Source organism: Massilibacillus massiliensis (genome assembly GCF_900086705.1).
In the GTDB taxonomy this organism is placed as follows: Bacteria; Bacillota; Negativicutes; order FLKF01; family FLKF01; genus Massilibacillus; species Massilibacillus massiliensis.
This window is the reverse complement of record NZ_LT575483.1, coordinates 2,975,491-2,995,398: the sequence shown is the minus strand read 5'-3', so window position 1 is coordinate 2,995,398 and position 19,908 is coordinate 2,975,491. Positions and strand designations below refer to the sequence as shown.

General features: G+C 40.1%; 15 protein-coding genes. 2 read left to right on the top strand and 13 right to left on the bottom strand.

The annotated features are described in order from the left end of the window. Position 1: 1 nt before the first annotated feature. The 8 genes from BN6559_RS14340 to araD all read right to left on the bottom strand — a co-directional run bounded on the left by BN6559_RS14340 (position 2) and on the right by araD (position 12,196). Positions 2–1,624, bottom strand: a complete 1,623-nt coding sequence (locus BN6559_RS14340; RefSeq protein WP_110955363.1) for a family 2A encapsulin nanocompartment cargo protein cysteine desulfurase — start codon at positions 1,622–1,624, stop codon at positions 2–4. Then, positions 1,611–2,555 carry a family 2A encapsulin nanocompartment shell protein gene (locus tag BN6559_RS14335; RefSeq protein WP_110955362.1) on the bottom strand — a complete coding sequence of 315 codons (945 nt, stop codon included), beginning with the start codon at positions 2,553–2,555 and terminating at the stop codon, positions 1,611–1,613. Before BN6559_RS14335 ends, BN6559_RS14340 begins: the two co-directional genes overlap by 14 nt. A 516-nt stretch (positions 2,556–3,071) precedes the next feature. After that, entirely contained in the window at positions 3,072–4,502 is a 1,431-nt protein-coding gene (locus BN6559_RS14330) for a DUF1266 domain-containing protein (protein ID WP_199884021.1), read from the bottom strand. A 395-nt stretch (positions 4,503–4,897) separates the two neighbouring features. Beyond that, a complete protein-coding gene (locus BN6559_RS14325; RefSeq protein WP_110955360.1) occupies positions 4,898–6,313 on the bottom strand; it encodes a sugar porter family MFS transporter in 1,416 nt (471 codons plus the stop codon). Between the two features lie 233 nt (positions 6,314–6,546). Beyond that, on the bottom strand, positions 6,547–7,971 hold the full coding sequence (gene araA / locus BN6559_RS14320; RefSeq protein WP_110955359.1) for an L-arabinose isomerase: 1,425 nt from the start codon (positions 7,969–7,971) through the stop codon (positions 6,547–6,549). Positions 7,972–8,085: 114 nt separating this feature from the next. Further along, entirely contained in the window at positions 8,086–9,696 is a 1,611-nt protein-coding gene (locus tag BN6559_RS14315; RefSeq protein ID WP_110955358.1) for a xylulokinase, read from the bottom strand. 516 nt (positions 9,697–10,212) lie between these two features. Further along, positions 10,213–11,307: a GntR family transcriptional regulator gene (locus BN6559_RS14310; RefSeq protein WP_110955357.1), complete on the bottom strand. Its 1,095-nt coding sequence runs from the start codon at positions 11,305–11,307 to the stop codon at positions 10,213–10,215. 166 nt (positions 11,308–11,473) lie between these two features. Further along, complete coding sequence (gene araD, locus BN6559_RS14305; protein ID WP_110955356.1) at positions 11,474–12,196, bottom strand: L-ribulose-5-phosphate 4-epimerase; 723 nt, start codon at positions 12,194–12,196, stop codon at positions 11,474–11,476. 596 nt (positions 12,197–12,792) lie between these two features. Here araD and BN6559_RS14300 point away from each other — a divergent pair. Next, positions 12,793–13,398, top strand: coding sequence for a TetR/AcrR family transcriptional regulator (locus BN6559_RS14300; protein ID WP_110955355.1), 606 nt, complete (start codon positions 12,793–12,795; stop codon positions 13,396–13,398). Between the two features lie 61 nt (positions 13,399–13,459). Further along, positions 13,460–14,215 carry an SDR family oxidoreductase gene (locus BN6559_RS14295; protein WP_110955354.1) on the top strand — a complete coding sequence of 252 codons (756 nt, stop codon included), beginning with the start codon at positions 13,460–13,462 and terminating at the stop codon, positions 14,213–14,215. Positions 14,216–14,336: 121 nt separating this feature from the next. Here the strand turns inward: BN6559_RS14295 and tkt are convergent, their stop codons facing one another. The 5 genes from tkt to BN6559_RS14270 form a co-directional block, all read right to left on the bottom strand. Next, on the bottom strand, positions 14,337–16,325 hold the full coding sequence (gene tkt / locus BN6559_RS14290) for a transketolase (protein ID WP_110955353.1): 1,989 nt from the start codon (positions 16,323–16,325) through the stop codon (positions 14,337–14,339). Between the two features lie 392 nt (positions 16,326–16,717). After that, complete coding sequence (locus BN6559_RS14285; RefSeq protein ID WP_110955352.1) at positions 16,718–17,209, bottom strand: tetratricopeptide repeat protein; 492 nt, start codon at positions 17,207–17,209, stop codon at positions 16,718–16,720. Between the two features lie 136 nt (positions 17,210–17,345). Beyond that, a complete protein-coding gene (gene dhaL / locus BN6559_RS14280; protein WP_110955351.1) occupies positions 17,346–17,978 on the bottom strand; it encodes a dihydroxyacetone kinase subunit DhaL in 633 nt (210 codons plus the stop codon). A gap of 14 nt (positions 17,979–17,992) precedes the next feature. After that, the gene (locus tag BN6559_RS14275; RefSeq protein WP_110955350.1) at positions 17,993–18,997 is read right to left on the bottom strand and encodes a dihydroxyacetone kinase subunit DhaK; all 1,005 of its coding nucleotides are present in this window, start codon (positions 18,995–18,997) and stop codon (positions 17,993–17,995) included. A 228-nt stretch (positions 18,998–19,225) separates the two neighbouring features. Then, positions 19,226–19,891: a class II aldolase/adducin family protein gene (locus BN6559_RS14270; protein WP_110955349.1), complete on the bottom strand. Its 666-nt coding sequence runs from the start codon at positions 19,889–19,891 to the stop codon at positions 19,226–19,228. Positions 19,892–19,908 lie beyond the last annotated feature (17 nt).

Sequence of the window (19,908 nt, the reverse complement as noted above, 5' to 3'; positions counted from 1 at the left end):
TTTACAGTTTACAAAGTAATGCAACCAAGGCGTCTACCTCTTCGCGGGTGTTATAAAACGCGAGCGAAGCTCGCACGGTAGCTTCTAATCCAAATCTTCTTAGAATTGGCTGTGCGCAATGATGTCCCGCACGAACAGCAATCCCTTCTTCGCTTAATGCCTTGCCAATAGCTGTGGCCGTGAAACCATCTATAACAAAAGAGATAACACCAGCTTTGTCCTCTGCCGTTCCAATGAGCCTTAACTTCGGCACACATTGCAGCGCCTGCATACTATACCGTAGCAAATCATGTTCATAACGATGAATCCGATCCATGCCTACGGAAAGTACATAATCAATTGCCGCACTCAGACCAACTGCATCCGCAATATTTCCCGTGCCGGCCTCAAATCGGCTGGGAGATTCTCTGTATAACGTTTTTTCAAACGTAACGTCCGCAATCATATTTCCACCACCCTGATAAGGATGCATCGTGTTCAAAGTTTCAGATTTTCCATATAAAACACCGATTCCCGTAGGTCCGTAAATTTTATGTCCCGAAAAGACATAAAAATCGCAGTCTATGTCCTGCACATCTACTTGCATATGAGAAACTGCCTGTGCGCCATCAATGAGCACTTTTGCTCCATATTGATGCGCAATTTTTACGATTTCTTTTACTGGTGTAACCGTACCCAGTGCGTTAGAAACATGCGCAACTGCGACAATTTTAGTCTTCGCATTCAAAAGCTTTTCATATGCAGGTAAAAGAATTTGTCCAGTTTCATCAACAGGAATCACACGAAGCTTAGCACCTGTTTCTAGGCAGAGCATTTGCCAAGGGACAATATTTGCATGATGTTCCAGCATACTCACAATGATTTCATCATCTTTTTGCAATTGATATTTTCCTAAGCTTTGCGCAACTAAATTAATCGCTTCTGTGGCCCCACGGACAAACACAATTTCTTCCGAAGAAGCTGCATGCAAAAACATTCTGACTTTATCTCTTGCTTCCTCATATGCATCGGTTGCACGAGCAGCCAATGTATGCGCAGCTCGGTGTATATTAGAATTTTCATGTTGATAGAAATAAGCTAAGCGCTCAATCACATATTTTGGTTTTTGTGTTGTCGCTGCGTTATCAAACCATATCAATGACTTCCCATTAACTTGCTCCTCTAGAATGGGAAAATCCTTACGGATTGCTTGCACATCCATCGGACTGGATTGCATACACACTTCTGAACGAATTCCCACCCCAAAATCTATCATGGTATCCCGTTCAATCATTTCATCAGCGGCAATATTCCTATGTTTATCTGCCGTATTTTCGCACTCCGTAAAGATCGGCCTTGCTTCTCCTAGAAAATCAAACGGCTGCGATTGCCCCTGACTGATTACCGAAGATTCTTTACCAAAGTCCTCTTCAATTGCAACTGGAATTGCATTGATAAAATCTACCGTCGGGACGCCGTTCTCTAATGGTACTGATTTCTCACCATGTCCAAATTCAGGGAAATATACATTTGCCATTGCGGCTATCACAGAGGGATCTGGGATCTGATCATTCTGCTGCTGAAAAAAATCTTCTCGCAGCTTTGCAATATCCACTTCTAGATTTGTACAATTATTTATACTCATAATAATTTCCTACATCGACATTTTCAAGCACAGCAATCGCATCATCAACTAAAATCGCAGCAGAACAATATAAAGATAGTATATAAGACGCAATTCCAGTTTTATCAATCCCCATGAATCTTACCGACAATCCCCGAGACTGTTCTCCCGGAAGACCTGCCTGATAAAGACCAATCACACCTTGCTTTTTCTCTCCCGTACGAACAAGAAGAATGTTCGTTTTTCCTGCCTTATCTTTTGGACTTTTTTGCCCATCAACCAATAATTTATCAGTGGGAACAAGGGGAATTCCTCTCCAGGTTAAAAACTGCGCACCAAATAATGTCACAGTTGCAGGTGGGACACCACGTTTTGTACATTCACGACCAAACGCGGCAATCGCTCTAGGGTGCGCAAGAAAAAAAGACGGCTCTTTCCATACTTTTGCGATCAGTTCATCCATATCATCCGGCGTAGGATATCCACTACGACTCTGAATTCGCTGCGAACTAGCGATATTTGTTAAAAGCCCATAATGATCATTGTTAATGAGCTCACTTTCTTGTCTTTCCTTAATACATTCAATTCCTAAACGAAGTTGTTCTGTAATTTGGTCATAAGGACTACTATACAAGTCCGATATACGCGTGTGATAATTGATTACCGAAGATATCGATTTTAATATGTACTCACGAGGTTTAGGTTCATAATCTACAAAACCTTCGGGAATGTTGTCGTTATCTTTCTGCCTGCAAAGTATATCTAACGGCGTCTGTCCTTCTTTCACTTTATTTAATCTGAATACCCCAGTCTCTAACGGTTTCCAATCCAATAATTTTGTCAGCCATCGCGGCGTAATCGACGCGAATTGCGGTGTTGTTTTTATTATATCAGCAAGCTGATACGCAGCAGCAGCACCTAGGGCACAGCTTTGGGTGTTTTTTTCAGTCATACAAAAGCTCCTTTATTTTAAAAGATATTCCTCCTTTACTATTTTTCTCTAAAAATATGATTCTTATACTTACCTAAAGTTGAGATAAAAAACACGGCTGCACTCCTAAGCGTTTATTCATAAAAATTTTTGTGTATCCCTAAATGCATATATGTCCTTTTGTCATTGCCACAAACGGACCAAAAAGTCTAGGCCACAAACCTCCAAAACACTTGAAAAAAGATCAACTTACTAAAATCCAAAACTCGCTTCGCTCAAACAAATGGATTTCTTAACGTAAATTGATCTTTTTTCATCCTTCGGAACGTATTTTTCCGGAAAAAGCCAAGCACGAAAATGATGAGGTCATCGCATTAAAAATGCGATGACCTCATCATTTTATAGCCAAAATAAAAATAGCTAACTTCGTTCCACTTATAAACGATTACGAAGATAGATGCCCTTCAGTGAGAAATGCTCAAATACGTGCTTATCGCCGACCCGCAACCTATCTGTCCATAGTTGTCTAAACGCTGCTTACTGTTTTCCCAAAACCTCGTTAAGTTCTGAAAAGGCAAGTAGAGCATTCTCTATATCTTTACCATAACGCTCCAAGATCTCTTCTTTATTTAACTGGCTGTCTGCCATCATACCCATGCCAAATTTTTTATAATTACGTGGAAGTGTAAATGCTACAATCTCATTGATCATAAATAAGACGTCGTCTAACTTACCAAACTTATAAGAGAACTGCAACTTATCCGACCAATTGAATACATGGGTTTTTTTATTGAAGAAAAGGAACTTTTTCTCCTGAACATAAATTTTCTTACTTGTAACTAATAATTTGTTGCCATTTAACATAAACGGAATCTCATCTGCACCATAGTCAAATTTCACATTCTTTACATCGTCATTTATCAGCTCATAATCATCAGACGTAACATCCGCAACCGGAACGGTATAGGAATACTGGCATGCGTCTTGATCAAACAAATATTCTACTCCATATTTCTCAAATATCGGTAAAACTACAGTTTCTACAAATGAAAGCATCGGATCAGATTCTCCTACCGCTACTTCCCCTTCCTCCAAAGATACATCATATTCTTTTTCGATGCAGGTACAAAATCTTGTTAAATCAGAATCTGCCCACAAACCGGATATTGCTAGAATTTTTGCAGGATGCACTGCGATCTTATAGCAATTTTCAATATAATCTTTCCCATCAATAATAAAGGTTCCGCTTGCTGTCGACATCAACTGCTTGCCCAAAATTGCGCTAAATAAAAATGACTCCCAGCTCTTAAACAAATGCTCTGCAAGTGCACCATAATAATTAAGCCTTTGCTCTGTTTCCTCTTCTATAATATAACCACAAAGGAACGAATCGGCGATGATAGAAATAATGCGCGAGAACTGAAAAGCAGCCATAGAAAGCTGATCTGTATAGGAAAGCCATGCTTTATTCTTTTGAAAAAGCTCCGCCAATTGCGCGAGTAAAGGTCTCTGCTCCAAAGTGAAATATCCCTGTATAGCTTTTTCAAAATTTGCTGTAACTTCACCTTCATCTACTTCCATTCCGGCAAGTTTCCATGCAGAAACATATCTCTCCTGATATGTTTGCAAACGATTTTTATCTAAAAGAAACGCTTCTACCTGTTCGGTTGATAACTCTGTAAATTCGTCAGGTTTATCAAGAAACAACGCAATAAGCGCAGCATACACCATAGAGTCCATCCATACTCCATACATCAGATCTTCAATAACCTGTTCCATATCTGCCTTATTTGCGACTCCATAATTATCACGCAATGCTTTTTTCACGAGCATTTTGCTACCTGGAATTACAGTATGTGGATTGGTTGTTGTTATCGTGTGCTTGATTTGTTCCGGTGTCGGTTTATCCGCCATGTACAAAATTCCATAACGATACATAGATGTTAATGCGATATACTTATTATTCATAAAATCCCCTTTACATACAAAATTCACCTCCATGATATCAAGTTGTCAAGTTGTCTGTCAATGTGTCAAATTACCCGAATTTATAGCTTGTTTTACAAAGGGATATCCACTTTTTATCTGACAACCGCTTTAGCTTTTTCACCGTAGCGCTAATTTAAACAAAAATTAGCGTTATGTTCCATCCTTTGCAAAAAAATAAATGTTGAAGGAAATCAGCTTTTCTGATTTCCTCAACATTTATGATAGAGTCTATTGAATACTCTGATTATTCAACAACTTTATATAAGTTTTACATAAAAAACTTCATGCGCTTAAAGTTTTGCGAAGTCTGCTACTGCATCTTCTCCGAGTTTAAACATATGTTTCAAAGCTGTAGTTCAAAAATAAAATTTACTTTATACTGAAAATTTCGATTTGTTTACCTGAGACATACGATTCCGATCCAATAGCCCTGATTCCTGCTGCTCAATTTCCTCCAGTGTGCGTCCGCGGGTTTCCGGGACACGCGTCATTACAAATACTACCCCCATCATACAAATGACACCGAAGATAGCAAACACCGCCGCCTGCGACATAGCACCCGTCATAATAGGAAACAGTAATCCGACCAACCAGGAACCGATCCAATTGAACGATGACGCCAAGCCTGCTGCGCGGCCGCGAATAGCCAACGGAAATATTTCGCCTACTAAAACCCATGTAATTGGCGCCCATGTAGCCGAATAAAAGGCAACATAAATAGATAGAAAAAATACAATCATCATCGGACTTGTGCCCGGAATGAGCCAATTGATGACCGCCGGCAGAATGAAGGACAACCCCATGATGAAGCCCCCAACCATCAAAAGTGTGCGCCGATTGAATTTTTCTGCAATCCATATGTATACCAGCGATCCAAGAACAAGTATAATCCCTTGAATGATCGGCCACATTAATTCATTTGTCGCTGCACTGCCGGTTGCCGTTTCCACGATAAGAGGAATGTAATAAAAGATTGCATTTGCTCCTTGAAATTGCTGAAAAGCGGCGACACCGACTCCGGCAATCAGCAGATAACGATATTTACTGCTAAGCAGTGTTCCCCAGCTCGTTTGTTTATCCGATTGATTTTCTTGTGCTGCGGTCTCTTTGATTTCTCTGAGTTCGTCGTCAATTTCATTCTCCGGGCGAACATAGCTCAAAACTCTCCGTGCCTCATCATACTGACCGTTCTTAATCAAATAACGAGGAGATTCAGGCAAGCGCAAGACACCAAAAAACAAGGCAACAGCCGGCAGACAAGCAAAGCCCAGCATCAACCGCCAAGACATTTCACCCGGTAAATCCTTCATTAAAAAATCTACAACATAGGAAATCAACATACCAGAAACGATCATGGTCTGATTGATCCCGGAAAGCCGTCCGCGCATACGTGCCGGTGCCAGCTCGGAAATGTAGGCTGGTACTAAGGCTGATGCTGCGCCAACCCCCAGCCCCAAAAATACACGAACAATGATCATATAAGTTTGCCCTTCATCGGGAGCTATCCCCGACAGTAAAGCAAAAATTGCAAATAGTACGGCTGAAATCAAAATCATTTTACGTCGCCCCAATTTATCCGCAAGCTGTCCTGCCAAAGCGCCGCCAAAAATGGCCCCGAACATAACCGAAGATGTGATCCAGCCAATCGTTGAGGCATCCGTAAGATGCCAGTCATGTGTTAAAAAGGGCAGTGCCCCAGTCATAACACCGATATCATAACCAAAAAGAATGCCACCAAATGCTCCGAAGAAATAAATATAACGACTTGATATTTTTTTTGTCTCTTCCATTTTTGCACCTCTCCATTATACAGAAGATACTGACAGTCATTTTGAGATTCTCCCAACGCCAATATCCTCAATGCAATTTCTACTCCGATAACCACTCCGTTTAAGCACCTTGTCTCTATAAAGAGACGCTCAATGCCCTTCGGACCCGAAAATCGGTAAACCTTCATCTAATCGATCGGTTTGCATTTCAGGTACAAACTCACCTGAAATGCAACCGCTATTCATCGACAGACTTATTCAATCACAATTGATTCGATACCGAACATCCCAGCCAGATCATTGATTTGTTCTTCTGTCAATACAAAGGAAAAGACAGAATGATGTCCGCCGCCATTTTGAATCCATTGAATCGATCCTTTTTTAAGGCCAACTTTTGGTGTCCATAATTGCTTAGCCACTGGCAAATGAGGCGTATCTGCTTCCGGTTTATTACCATTTACCGGATAACTAAGCAGTTTGAAACCGTCGGAAAAATGTGAAAGCGTTACATCGATCGCATCTCCTTCAGAGCCAGTAAACACAAGGCGTGCCGGATCTCCCTTCCCACCGATATCGAGTGGATGCACTTCAACACGTGGCTTTTCGCTGGAAATCGATGGATCTACCTCCAACATGTGTGCCCCTAAGATCGCTTCATGCCCTTTTCGCAGATCAAGCGTATAATCTTCCATGAAAGCAGTCCGTTTGTTATGCGCCATAATCTTCAGCAATCTGCTTAACCCTGCTGATTTTCCATCGCCCTCGGCTCCAAAACCGTATCCATCACGCATTAACAATTGGCTTGCAAGACCAGGCAGTTGTTCCAGACCGTGCAGATCTTCAAAATTTGTAGTAAAGGCTGTATAGCCACCGCGTTCCAAAAATCTTTTAATGCCAAGATATTCTTTCAGTTGAACGCGTACTGAATGTTCAAATTTATCCGCACTGTTGTTGCCTTGAACCAGTGTATATTGTGCCTGCAAAGCTTTGTATTCGGCATCTATATCAGTACCGCTGACTTTATTGATTTCTTCTACCAAGTCGCCAACACCATAATAGTCGATCGTCCAACCTAGTGTAATCTGCGCTTCCACTTTGTCAAGCTCAGTAACAGCAACATTGCGCATGGTATCACCGAAACGACAGATTTTAATTTTAAAGCTTTCGTTATAAGCCACAGCTACATCTTCCCAACGGGCAATTTCTTCTTGAATTTCTTCATCACCCCAGTAGCCATAAACAATTTTATTATTTTTACGCAGGCGGGCATTGATATACCCATATTCACGGTCGCCATGCGCACTTTGATTCAGATTCATATAATCAAAATCGATTGTCTGATAAGGAATTTTATCTAAATACTGCGTTGCCAAATGTAACAATGGCTTCTGCAGCAGCTTCGTACCACGAATCCAATTTTTTGCCGGTGAAAAAGTATGCATCCAAGTGATAACGCCGGCAACATTGTCGTTATAATTCGCTTCTTTCATAAATCTCGTGATCCCGTCGGCAGTCGTCATAACATCTTTAAATACAATCTTGTAGGGAAGCTTGCCGCTCGTATTTAATTTTTTCACAACATCCTGTGCATCATCAGCAACCTGTTTTAATTGCTCTTCCCCATAAAGAAACTGACTTCCGGTGACAAACCAAAATTCATACGCTGGAACTGATAACATTTTTCATTACTCCTTTGATTCACCAATATGGATAGAGTATCCTATTGATTAAATTTGAAATTTTCAGTTTATTAAGACCTAACTCGATGTTTTGAATCCTTGCTTAAAAAAGCTTCATTTTCTCTCCTTGAGCTTATCAATCGCATTTTGTTCAACAGACAAACCTGCCTGATAGAGCTTGATGAATTTTTCATATCCACTGACGCCTATTGGCTCAGGGTTCAAAGTCATTGCTTCGGGATTTGCAAAAACTTTTTGGTCTAAGAAATCCTCAAGACTCATATTCTCAGCACCTTCTCTCACGTACGATGCCAGCACCGCCATCCCCCAAGGTCCCCCTTGACTTGCAGTCTTCATAACTGTAATCGGTGTGTCGAGCGCATTGGCTAAAATCTGCTGGGCAATTACCGGTGTTTTGAATAGTCCGCCCTGTGCAATAAGAACTTCGGTGTTTATCTGTTCTTCATTTTTTAAAATATCCATCCCGATTTTCAATGGAGCAAACGCGGAATAAAGCTGCGTTAAAATAAAATTCGCCAAAGAAAATTCACAATTCGGCGTTCTGACAAATAAAGGCCGTCCCGCGGACATTTTCGTGATATTTTCTCCCGACAAATAGCTATAGTTGACAAGTCCGCCTGCATCAGGATTTGCCTTTGCAGTCACAAGGAATAATGCTTCATACAATTTATCCGGCTTTAAATCAACGCCAAGCCGACCAGCAAACTGCCTGAAAATTTCCGCCCATGCATTGATATCTGATGAGCAGTTATTGATATGTACCATCGCTACAGGAAAACCGTCCGGTGACATTACGATGTCAATGTCGCGATGCACTTTTTCCAGCGGCTTATCCAAAACCACCATCGAAAAAGCAGAAGTCCCCACCGAGATATTACCCGTCCGTTTCCGGACACTATTTGTCGCTACCATTCCGGTACCGGCATCTCCTTCCGGAGGGGCCATTATGCTGCCGCTGGCAAGATTTCCATTGACATCCAGCAGTTTCGCGCCTTCTTCACTCAATCTTCCGGCAAGTTGCCCTGCTTTGAGCACTTTAGGCAAGATATCATGAATATTCCATGGATATTTTTTTACTTCCGTCAATCGGCTGAAACATTTTAAAAATTCTTCATTGTACGTGCCCGCTTGTTCATCAATCGGAAAAGCGCCGGAGGCATCACCGATGCCAAGGATGTTCTGCCCGGAAAGTTTCCAATGTACATAACCTGCCAAAGTGGTAATGAACGCTATCTTCCTGACATGTTCTTCTTCATTCAAAACAGCCTGATATAAATGCGCAATGCACCAACGCTGCGGAATATTGAAACCAAATAATTCTGTCAACCGATCTGTAGCCGGGCCAGTTGTATTATTCCGCCAAGTTCTAAAAGGAGTTAGCAACTCACCATCTTCCGAAAAAGCCAGATAACCATGCATCATAGCACTGATACCAATCGAGCCGATGTGAACCAAAGACTGATGATACTTACTTTTAACATCTGCTGTTAACTGTCTGTAACTTTCCCTGATACCTTCCCAGACCTGATCCAAAGGATAAGTCCATATGCCTTCCTTATACTGGTTCTCCCAAACATAACAACCTGACGCTACAGTCTTAAAATCATCAGTTACCAGCACCGATTTGATCTGTGTGGATCCAAGCTCAATTCCAAGGGAAATACGACCTTCTTTTATTGCTTGAGAAATTTCTACTAAATTCATTAAAAACAGTACACCTCCCAAATTCCGAATCCTATCACGCTAGTCTCGTTCTTATATATAATACAATTTAAAATAAAGTATGACTTTTTATTATATATAGAAAGTTGTGATTTTTCAGACTAATTACAAACAAAATCAAATAATACCGAGTATCACTCCAAGAACCTGCCTCATCCTATATGCAAGCCCTCATCACTACAACATATATCTTTTCTGGTATAGTGAAAATTTACAGCCTGTCATAAAAAACGGAGTCCATCACTTGTACACTTAATACTAAACAATTCTCTTTAAATTCCTCCTTTTTAATATGTCATACAACTTTATATTTTTATAATACAACTTTTCTTTTTTCCTGTAAATACCTATTTGAAATATTATGAATAAATTTTTTATAAATGGACACTACTTTAATTTTTATCGCTGAACTCTAAGCAATCATTACTTTAAACAAAAGAATGCGAAATATAACGCCTGCCGGATCTGGTAAAGATTCGGCAGGCGTTATATTTCGCATTACTTCAAATTTTTTATTGATGTTCTTTCAGCAAGATTCGGCGGAAATTTGACATCGTCAGCCGCCTGTCCTTTGATCAGCTTGAGCAGCGTTTCAGCCGCGACATGCCCCAGCTCCTCCTTAGGATGCCTAAAGGTAGTAAGACCAAAACCAAATTCCATTTGAAATTCGATGCTAGAGTCATCGAAACTGATCAAAGAAATATCCTCTGGCACCTTTTTGCCCGCATGATATAAAATTTTTATGATTTCCTTGGCCATCTGGTCATTATAGCAAACCATGGCTGTACAATTTTCGCTGATCTTTAAGATCCGTTCACAAAAATGCATCATAAAGGTTTCATTTTTATCTTCCGTCGTATACCATATTAAATCGCTGTCAGCAAAGTTGATTCGTTGTCGGCGCAAAGCATCAACACACCCTGCATATCTGAGTCTCCCCTGCATATCATCAAGTTTAAACAGACCGCCGATCTTCTTGTGCCCGTTTTTCACCAAATACTCCACGGCTTCTTTTCCGCAAGCATAATCATCCATCGCTACGCAAGGAATATCCATATTGGGATACGTGGCATTTATAAACACGCAGGGTATCGCCATCTGCTTTAGCCGATCATATAAATCTGCATTCATGTTCGGCAGACCGGTTTTGGCCGGTTCGATGATCAGCCCCTCAATATTCTTCGCCAACAGATTATTGAGGACGCTGGCTTCTCTCTCCATATTATTATACGTCAGCGACATCTGGACAAAATAATCATTTTTTATCAATACATGATCGATGCCCTTGATAATATCCGGAAAAATATAGTCATTCAGATACGTTGTCACAACACCAATTGTTTTTGCCGAGCTAAATGGAGCAGCTTGATCTTCATATGAGTATTTTACATATGTACCAGATCCTCTGCGCCGTTTCAGCAAACCTCTGCTTTCCAGTGCACTCGTCGCTTGGCGTACAGTTTGACGGCTTATCGAAAATTTTTCTCCCAGTTCATTTTCAGACGGGATTTTTTCTCCTAATGCCAAACTTCCGTCCAAAATCTGCGCTTCCAACCAATTCATCAATTCTACATATTTGGATATGTTTCTCATTTAATCAAATGCCCCATCTTTTCATATTCACACAATTTTATCTAATAATTATGAATGATTTTTACTGATTTGTCCAGCCTTTATATGCGCCATATGTGTGCATGAACACGGCATTCGTTTGATAAACGCAAAAACCTATACAAACTCATCCAAAGCAGAATTTATATCACTTCTCTACACAAGCTGCGACTTCTTTCTTTTGTCCATAATAAGCATTTACACCATGCTTGCGAAGGTAATGCTTATCCAGAAGATCCTGCTGCATAAGTTTCAACTTTTCATTAATCGTCACAGAATGATACGCCATAAAAGCCACTTCTTCCAGTATTACAGCTTTTTTTACGGCTGCCATAGGGTCTTTTTCCCAGGCAAACGGTCCATGAGAGTACACCAACACCCCGGGAATGGACATCATATCAAGGTTCCTATTTTTAAAGGTTTCTATGATTACGTTACCTGTCTCTTTCTCATAGTTGCCTGCAATTTCCGCTTTTATCATCGCTCTAGTGCAAGGTATCGAACCATAAAAATCATCCGCGTGCGTCGTCCCCAGTGCCGGAATATCCTCGCAGGCCTGCGCCCATGCCGTTGCATAACGCGAATGCGTATGTACAATTCCGCCTATTTCCGGACATGCTTTATACAGCGCAATATGCGTGTCCGTATCAGACGATGGATTATACGCACCTTCGATCACATTTCCTTCCATGTCCACGACGACCATATCGTCTACTTTCATCTTTTCATAGTCTATTCCAGAGGGCTTTATCACCATAAGTTTTCTTTCTCGATCAATTCCCGATACATTCCCCCACGTAAATGTTACCATCTTGTATTTCGGCAGCAACTCATTGGCCTCGAAAACGATTTTCTTTAAATCTTCCAGCATTTTACGTCCTCCTAAATGTATGACATTTTATTTTACTTGTTATACATTATATACTATTTACTATATTTTGTTAACCTGTATATTGCTGAAATGTCTACTAAAAAAATCTTTTGTTACAGTCTCCCGTAAATACTATGAAGTATGCGAACTTTCATCAAGGCTATCACTTGCATGTTTTTTACTTATTACCTAATCCCGCTGGAATCACACATATATATAATTTTCTTTTATGCAAAAAAACTAGCTATCGCATATTACGATAGCCAGCAACTTATAGACAAACTATGGACAGATAGGGCGAGAGTTGGCGAAAAGCACGTTCAATGTAAACGTTATGATGATCATTCACTATAAACATCTCATCGACCGATATAGATCAAGCAGTAAAATACTTGACAGTATGAATTTTTGCAGATAACTAAAGAAAATCATTCATTGACTAAGTTACATGTTATAAATTATAATTTATATAACATATAACATATGCAATTTAATCAATTATATGTTGTATGTGTAGCGATGCCAGCGTTACGTAAAAAATAACACTATTTGGGGTATCTTATCTAAAGTGCAATGAAATGTGAGGTAATTATACTATGCCGAAAACCGGCCTAACTTCTGAAGAAATTAAAGAAAAAGCGTTGCAAATCGCCGAAGAAAAAATACGATACCATGGCTTTGAAAAGTTCCGCTTAACAGATATTGCAAGGGAGCTTAAAATAAGTCAGGCTGCGCTTTATAATCATTTTCCTGACAAAGCAGCATTACTTGATGCCGTATCTGAACGATGGCTTGTGCAAATGGACAATAAATTAAAGCTTGTTACGAAACAGAAATTACCCCCGTGCGAGTTGATTGTAAAATGGTTTTTGAAATATCACGAACTCAAAAAAGAAAAAGTTCTAAAAGACCCAGAAATCTATAAATCGTTTAACATGGCGGTAGAGCAATTAAAGCCATTTGTTATACAACACTTAACGAATCTTAATCAACAACTTTTAATACTTGTACAGAAAGCAATCGCAACTGGAGAAATCCATGCGGAGTCACCAGAAGATTTGGTTCATCTCTTATTTGAATCCACTGTATCCTTTCACCATCCACGGATGGTGCTGGATCATAAAGATGAACGGAGGGATGAGTTGCTAAAAAAAATAGTTGAGGTAATACTTAAAGGTTTGCGTGACATTGAAAGGAAATAATAAACTTCCACGTACGTCAAATGATTTTTTATAATTGAATAGTTAGGAGGATGATGAACAAATGACTCAAATTCAAGAGAAACAACTTACGGGAAAAGTGGCTTTGGTCACAGGATCTTCCCGTGGTATTGGTAAAACAATCGCAGAAGAACTGGCGGTTAATGGCGCAAAAGTTGTAATCAATTATGCCGGAAATTCGGAAAAAGCAGCCGAAGTTGTGGCTGGAATTAAAAAGCAAGGTGGTGAAGCAATAGCAGTCCAGGCGGACATCAGCCGGGTTACTGAACTAGAACGTCTATTTCAAACAGTGGTGGAAACTTATGGGAAGATCGACATCCTAGTCAATAATGCCGGAATTATGATTGGAAAACCGATCGCGGCTATAACCGAAGAAGATTTCGATAAAAGTTTTGCTATCAATGTAAAAGGAACCTACTTTGCTTGTCAGCAAGCGGCCAGCCGTATGGCTAATGGCGGACGGATTATCAATTTTTCTACTTCGGTGACTGGCGTAATGTTCCCAACCTACAGCCTATATGCCGGCACCAAGGGAGCCGTCGATCAATTTACCCGCCAACTGGCAAAGGAATTCGGACCTAAAGGAATTACGATAAACGCAGTTGCTCCCGGACCGGTTAATACCGAGTTGTTTACTGTGGGGAAAACAAAGGAACAAATTGAAGCCCTCAGTAAATTGAACGCATTTGGTCGCCTAGGTGAGACTGCGGATATCGCTAGGGTGGCATTGTTTTTAGCAAGTGAAGAGTCTCAATGGATAACAGGTCAGACGATTCGCATTAATGGTGGTTTTATCTAGCTTTTCCCCTTGTTACTCCTAAGTTGGTAGAATAGTCTTAGTTAAAAATTCAAAAAAAAAAAAACTGCTCTCGTCTTTAAAAACGAGAGCAGTTTTTTATTGTTTCTATTGGTCTTTATTCTTATAATACTTCTTTTACTGTTTTTACAACGTTTTCAGTTGTGAAGCCGAATTTTTTGAACAATACTGCTGCCGGTGCGGATGCGCCGAAGCCTGGCATTGTTACTGTTTTACCATCTAAGCCGATGTATTTGCCCCAACCAAAATCAGATGCTGCTTCTACTGCCACTCTGGCTCTGATTGCTTTTGGCAATACACTTTCTTTATATGCTTCTGTTTGTTGTTCGAATAAATCAACGGAAGGCATACTTACGACTCGTACATCAATGTTTTCTTTAGCAAGTTCTGCTTTTGCATTGACTGCAAGTTCTACTTCAGAACCGCTGGCAATAATAATTGCGTCAGCTTGTGCTTTGCTTGCATCAGCAATTACATAGCCGCCTTTTAAAGCTTCTTTGCTGGAGCCTTCTAATTGCGGTAAATTTTGTCTGGTCAATACCATTGCTGTAGGTGTATTCTGGCTTGTAATTGCATAGTACCAGCCGGCAATTGTTTCCGTTGCATCTGCTGGTCTAAACACTGTGAAGTTAGGCATTGCTCTAAGCATTGCCAATTGTTCGATTGGTTCATGCGTTGGACCATCTTCGCCTACACCGATACTGTCATGTGTTAATACATAAGTCAATGGTAAGCCCATAAGCGCACTCAATCTTGCCATTGGTTTTACGTAGTCACTAAACACGAAGAATGTAGCTACAAAAGCTTTTAACCCACCATGTAATGCAAGTCCGTTGCCGATACCTGCCATAGCCAATTCTCTTACACCAAAGTGAAGATTTCTGCCTTGGTAGTTTCCTTTTGCAAAGTCGCCTGCACCTTTCATGTCTGTTTTATTAGATGGAGCAAGATCCGCACTACCACCAATTAAGTTTGGCAGGATTTCTTTCAAGCGATTGATTACCATACCTGACAAGTTTCTTGTTGCATCTGCTTTATCAGGGAATGCCCAGAAAGCTTCATCATTGATTAGATCTTTGGCAGGATTTTCTGCGTAATATTGATCCCACAATGCTTTTTGCTCTGGATATGCTTTTGCATAGTTTGCAAATAATTGATTCCATGCTTCTTCTGTCTGTGCATTTTTATCAGCAATCTCTTTATAATTTTTGTAGACTTCATCCGGTACATAGAATGGGTCTTGTTTTGGCCAACAGAGATTTTCTTTAAGTGCTGTTACATTGTCAGCACCTAGTGGTTCCCCATGTGCACTCGCTTTCCCTTGTTTTGCAGGACAGCCATAACCAATTTCAGTGTGGATTGTAATAAAGGATGGTTTTGTTTTTTCAGCTTTTGCAGCTTCGATCGCTTTACCTATTTCTTCTAAGCTATTGCCATCTTTTACATCTAATATTTGGAAACCAAAAGCTTCCATTCTCTTGCCTACATCTTCAGTGAAAGCGATATCAGTGCTGCCTTCAATAGAAATTTTATTGCAATCATATAATACGATCAGTTTGTCCAAACCTAAAGTTCCAGCTAAGGAGAATGCTTCTGATGAGATACCTTCCATCATACAGCCATCTCCACCCAATGCGTATGTATAATGATCTACGACTGGATATTCTGGTTTATTAAATACAGCAGCTAAATGTGCTTCTGCCATTGCCATACCTACTGCAGTTGCCATACCAGCGCCAAGCGGGCCAGTCGTTGCTTCTACGCCTACAGTGTGACCATACTCTGGATGTCCAGGTGTTAAAGAGCCATCTTGTCTGAATTGTGCTAAATCTTCTACGGATAAATTGCCATACCCAAATAAATGCAATAATGAATATAACAATGTGGATCCATGTCCGCCAGAAAGAACAAAACGATCACGATTTTCCCAATTTGGATTTTTAGGGTTGTGTTTCATATGCTTTGCCCATAATTCATAAGCCATTGCAGCACTACCTAATGGCAAACCAGGATGTCCTGAATTTGCTTTTTGTACTGCATCAGCAGCTAAAATTCTAATTGCGTTGACTGACATTGTGTCTATTTTACTCAAGTGATACCCCTCCTAATAGTTTTGTACAATACGCACAATATTACATTGTGAATATTTACTCTATGTTATATTATAATATATTGTATTTATATTGCCTACTATATTTTTTATATAACGTCATAAGATTTAACTATATGCCAATTGATGGCATATAATATTTATTTTATTCAAATTTTTGTCTTTTATACAGACGCATCATGATTGTTTTATCCAAAAAACTAAAAAAATACCAACTTACTAAAAATCTGTAAACTCACTTCGTTCAAACAAACAGATTTCTTCACGCAAGTCGGTATTTTTTCATCCTTCGGAACATATTTTTCCGGAAAAGGTCAAGTACGAAAATAAAGGGTATGCCATATTTAAGTACGCTATATCGTTTTTAACCTGATTTAATATCGTCTTAATAATTGCAGCCGTTCTTTTGCTATGGGTAGATCTACATCGTTAGCAGGCGCATATTGAATAAAAGCTGCATAAGCCGCCTTAGCTTCGGCAGGACGTCCCAAATGTTCAAGCACAATCGCCTTATTATAATAAGCATCATAATATCGCACATCCATTGCAATCGTTTTATTATAATAGACCAAAGCTTGATCATACAATTTTTGATCATCGTAGGCAACACCTATATTATAGTATGCATCTATTTCTTGATTATCTAATTCTATAGCCTTGGTATAAGCTTCAATTGCCTTGTCATACAGATAGCGATCATGATAATCGACGCCTTCATTATACCACTCCACTGCAGTTTTTCCTTGATCATGACTGTCTGCATTAGATTGTTTTGCTCCAGCGAAAGCAGTTGCCGTGCCGATGCTGCCAATAAAAGCAAATGTAATCATCCACACTACAACTAAACTCCATTTTTTTAACTTCATTCACATCATCTCCCTCTAAAATCAAAGAAAATTTTTCTTATCATTAATTTTAATTCGCTGTGATGCGAAAAAATCCTTTTTAAAGCAAGTTATTCCAATTTCAGTCTACAAATCCACCTGCGTAAATCTAGATATTTTATTTAAAACTTTGCCAGATTCCCTTCCATATAAACATCACTGCAATCGCCCCGGAATCCGGGTGTCCAATGGATTTTTCGTTATAATAAGCGGCTCTGCCGTGAACAGACTGCATACATTTTGTACAAACTGCACCTTCTTTCGCGGCTCGATAAGCCAATTCATTTGCTTTTGCTAATGACATTCCATTCTGGTGTGCTTCTTGCAATGCCTCTACAGCCGGAACAAGTGCATCCAACATTGTTTTGTCACCAACTTTACTTTTGCCTCGATCCATCACCCCCTGTACCGCCGAAAATCCCATTTCTACAATATCAGCAAGCACAAGTTCTGTTTTCCCTTTGGCTTTGGCTGCCGCCTTTACAAAGCAAGTAGAAATGAGCGTTCCCATGGTAGATGGAACGACCGCGTTCATTTTCATACCAAGTTTCATAAAAATCTTTCCCATGTCCGTTTCGTCTAGATTCTGTATCTCTTCATATACAGCTCTAAATCCCGTACTCATCGTCAGTCCTAAATCGCCATCCCCCATTTTACCGTCCAGTTCAATCAAATATGCTTTTTCTTCTTCCATAACTTTTGAAATATTACCCAGAATCTCTCGTAAACATTCTTTTGTGATTTTTTCCATGCTGATCCCCTCTCTTAACGTGTTTGCTCAAAAAACGGAGAATAACAAGGTGCATCCAAGAGCGTTTTTAATTCGTCATCTAATTTTAATAAACTGATTGACATCCCTGCCATTTCAAGAGACGTCGCATATTCGCCGATATATTTGCGATGAATTTTCATCCCTTTACCCGTCAAAATTTCATGCGTTTTACGATACGCAATATAGAGTTCTTCTTTTGGAGTTCCGCCTAGTCCATTGATTAGCACAGCGACCTCATCCCCTGCGGCATAGGGCAGATCTTCTATAATCTTCATTAAAATATCTTCTACTACCGCATCGATTGGTTTTAACTTCGTTCTGTGAATTCCCGGTTCACCATGAATCCCCATGCCAATTTCCATTTCATCCTCAGCAATACGAAAGGTCGCTTTACCAGCTTCGGGTACAATACAAGGCGTCAATGCCACGCCCATCGTCCGTGTCCAATCTACTGTTTTTTGAGCAATTCGCGTAACCTCTGACAAAGACAGCATTTTTTCCGCCGCGGCACCTGCGATTTTATAAGCAAAAACAAGCCCTGCTACACCACGCCGTTTATCTTCTTTACCTTTTGGTGCCGAAGCAACGTCATCGGTTACTAGTACTTCCGTCACTTTAATATCTTCCATTTCATCAAGATCTGCCGCCATACCAAAATTCATGATATCACCGCCATATCTACCGTAAAGATGCAATACCCCGGCTCCTGCATCGATCGCTTTATCAACTTCATGCATGGATTCAGCACTCGGTGAAGCAAATACGTTACCAACGGTTACTCCATCAGCGAGGCCATAACCGACATACCCTAAAAATACCGGCAAATGACCTGATCCGCCCCCCGTCGCAATTGCTACTTTTCCCGCTTTCTTCTCATCCGCCCGCACCAAACAATGGTAGCTCCCATTTAACATCTTCAAACTTTCCGGATGCGCAAGCACGATCCCTTCCACCGTCTCCCGTGCAAAATCCTCCGCTTTATTCATTAACTTTTTCATTTCTACCAGCTCCTTCTTGTTTACTGATTCACAATCTCTACTTATGTATCTCATTGGAAAATAAATTTCATAAGGAAATTTTTAAATAAACGCAGGAAAGCGAATCATAACGATTGTTTAGCTGTAAACATTCACCAAATGCCTCACATGTAGTCTAATTTTTTTAATTCGCTTCCTGCTGACTTTTTATTTTCCTTGAAACTGGTCTGTCGTATTTATCACAGTCAATTATTTCTTCAATAGAATAATTTCTTTCGGATACTCCCATTGCTGTAATTCTTCCAATGGTACCGTAGGTGGCTCATTGCCCCTATTAATCATCAATGTCCGATAATAGATCTCTGCCAGTTCTTCTACATAATGTGCTTTTAATAATGCTTCCTTTAAATCTTGATCAACCGCAATCACACCATGACTTTCCATTAATGCAACATCCGCAATTTTTAAAGGTTCCACAATACTGTCTGCAAGCTCAGGTGTCCCAGGCCGCCCATATGGTGCTAAGGGAATATAGCCTTTTTTACACTTGAGCGCAGCGACTTCGTATACGATCGCAGGAATGGTCTTTTTCAATACAGCAAAGGATGTCGCAAACCTTGAATGTGTATGCGCAACCGCATGAATGTCACTTCTGGATTTATACACCGCCAAATGCATCAAAGTTTCACTCGTAGGTCTCAGCCCCGTCTCTGCTTCAATGACCTTTGCATCTAAATCCATGACACAGATGTCATGGTAACTTAACTCCTCCCGGTCTACACCCGTCGGGGTAATGCAGACAAGTCCGCTCTCAGGATCTCTAGCACTAAAATTTCCCGCTCTATGTTTACATAGACCAGATCGATCCGCACTTAAAGCATATTTTACAACTTGTTGTTTCAACATTTCTAACATTTCAACATCTCCATTTC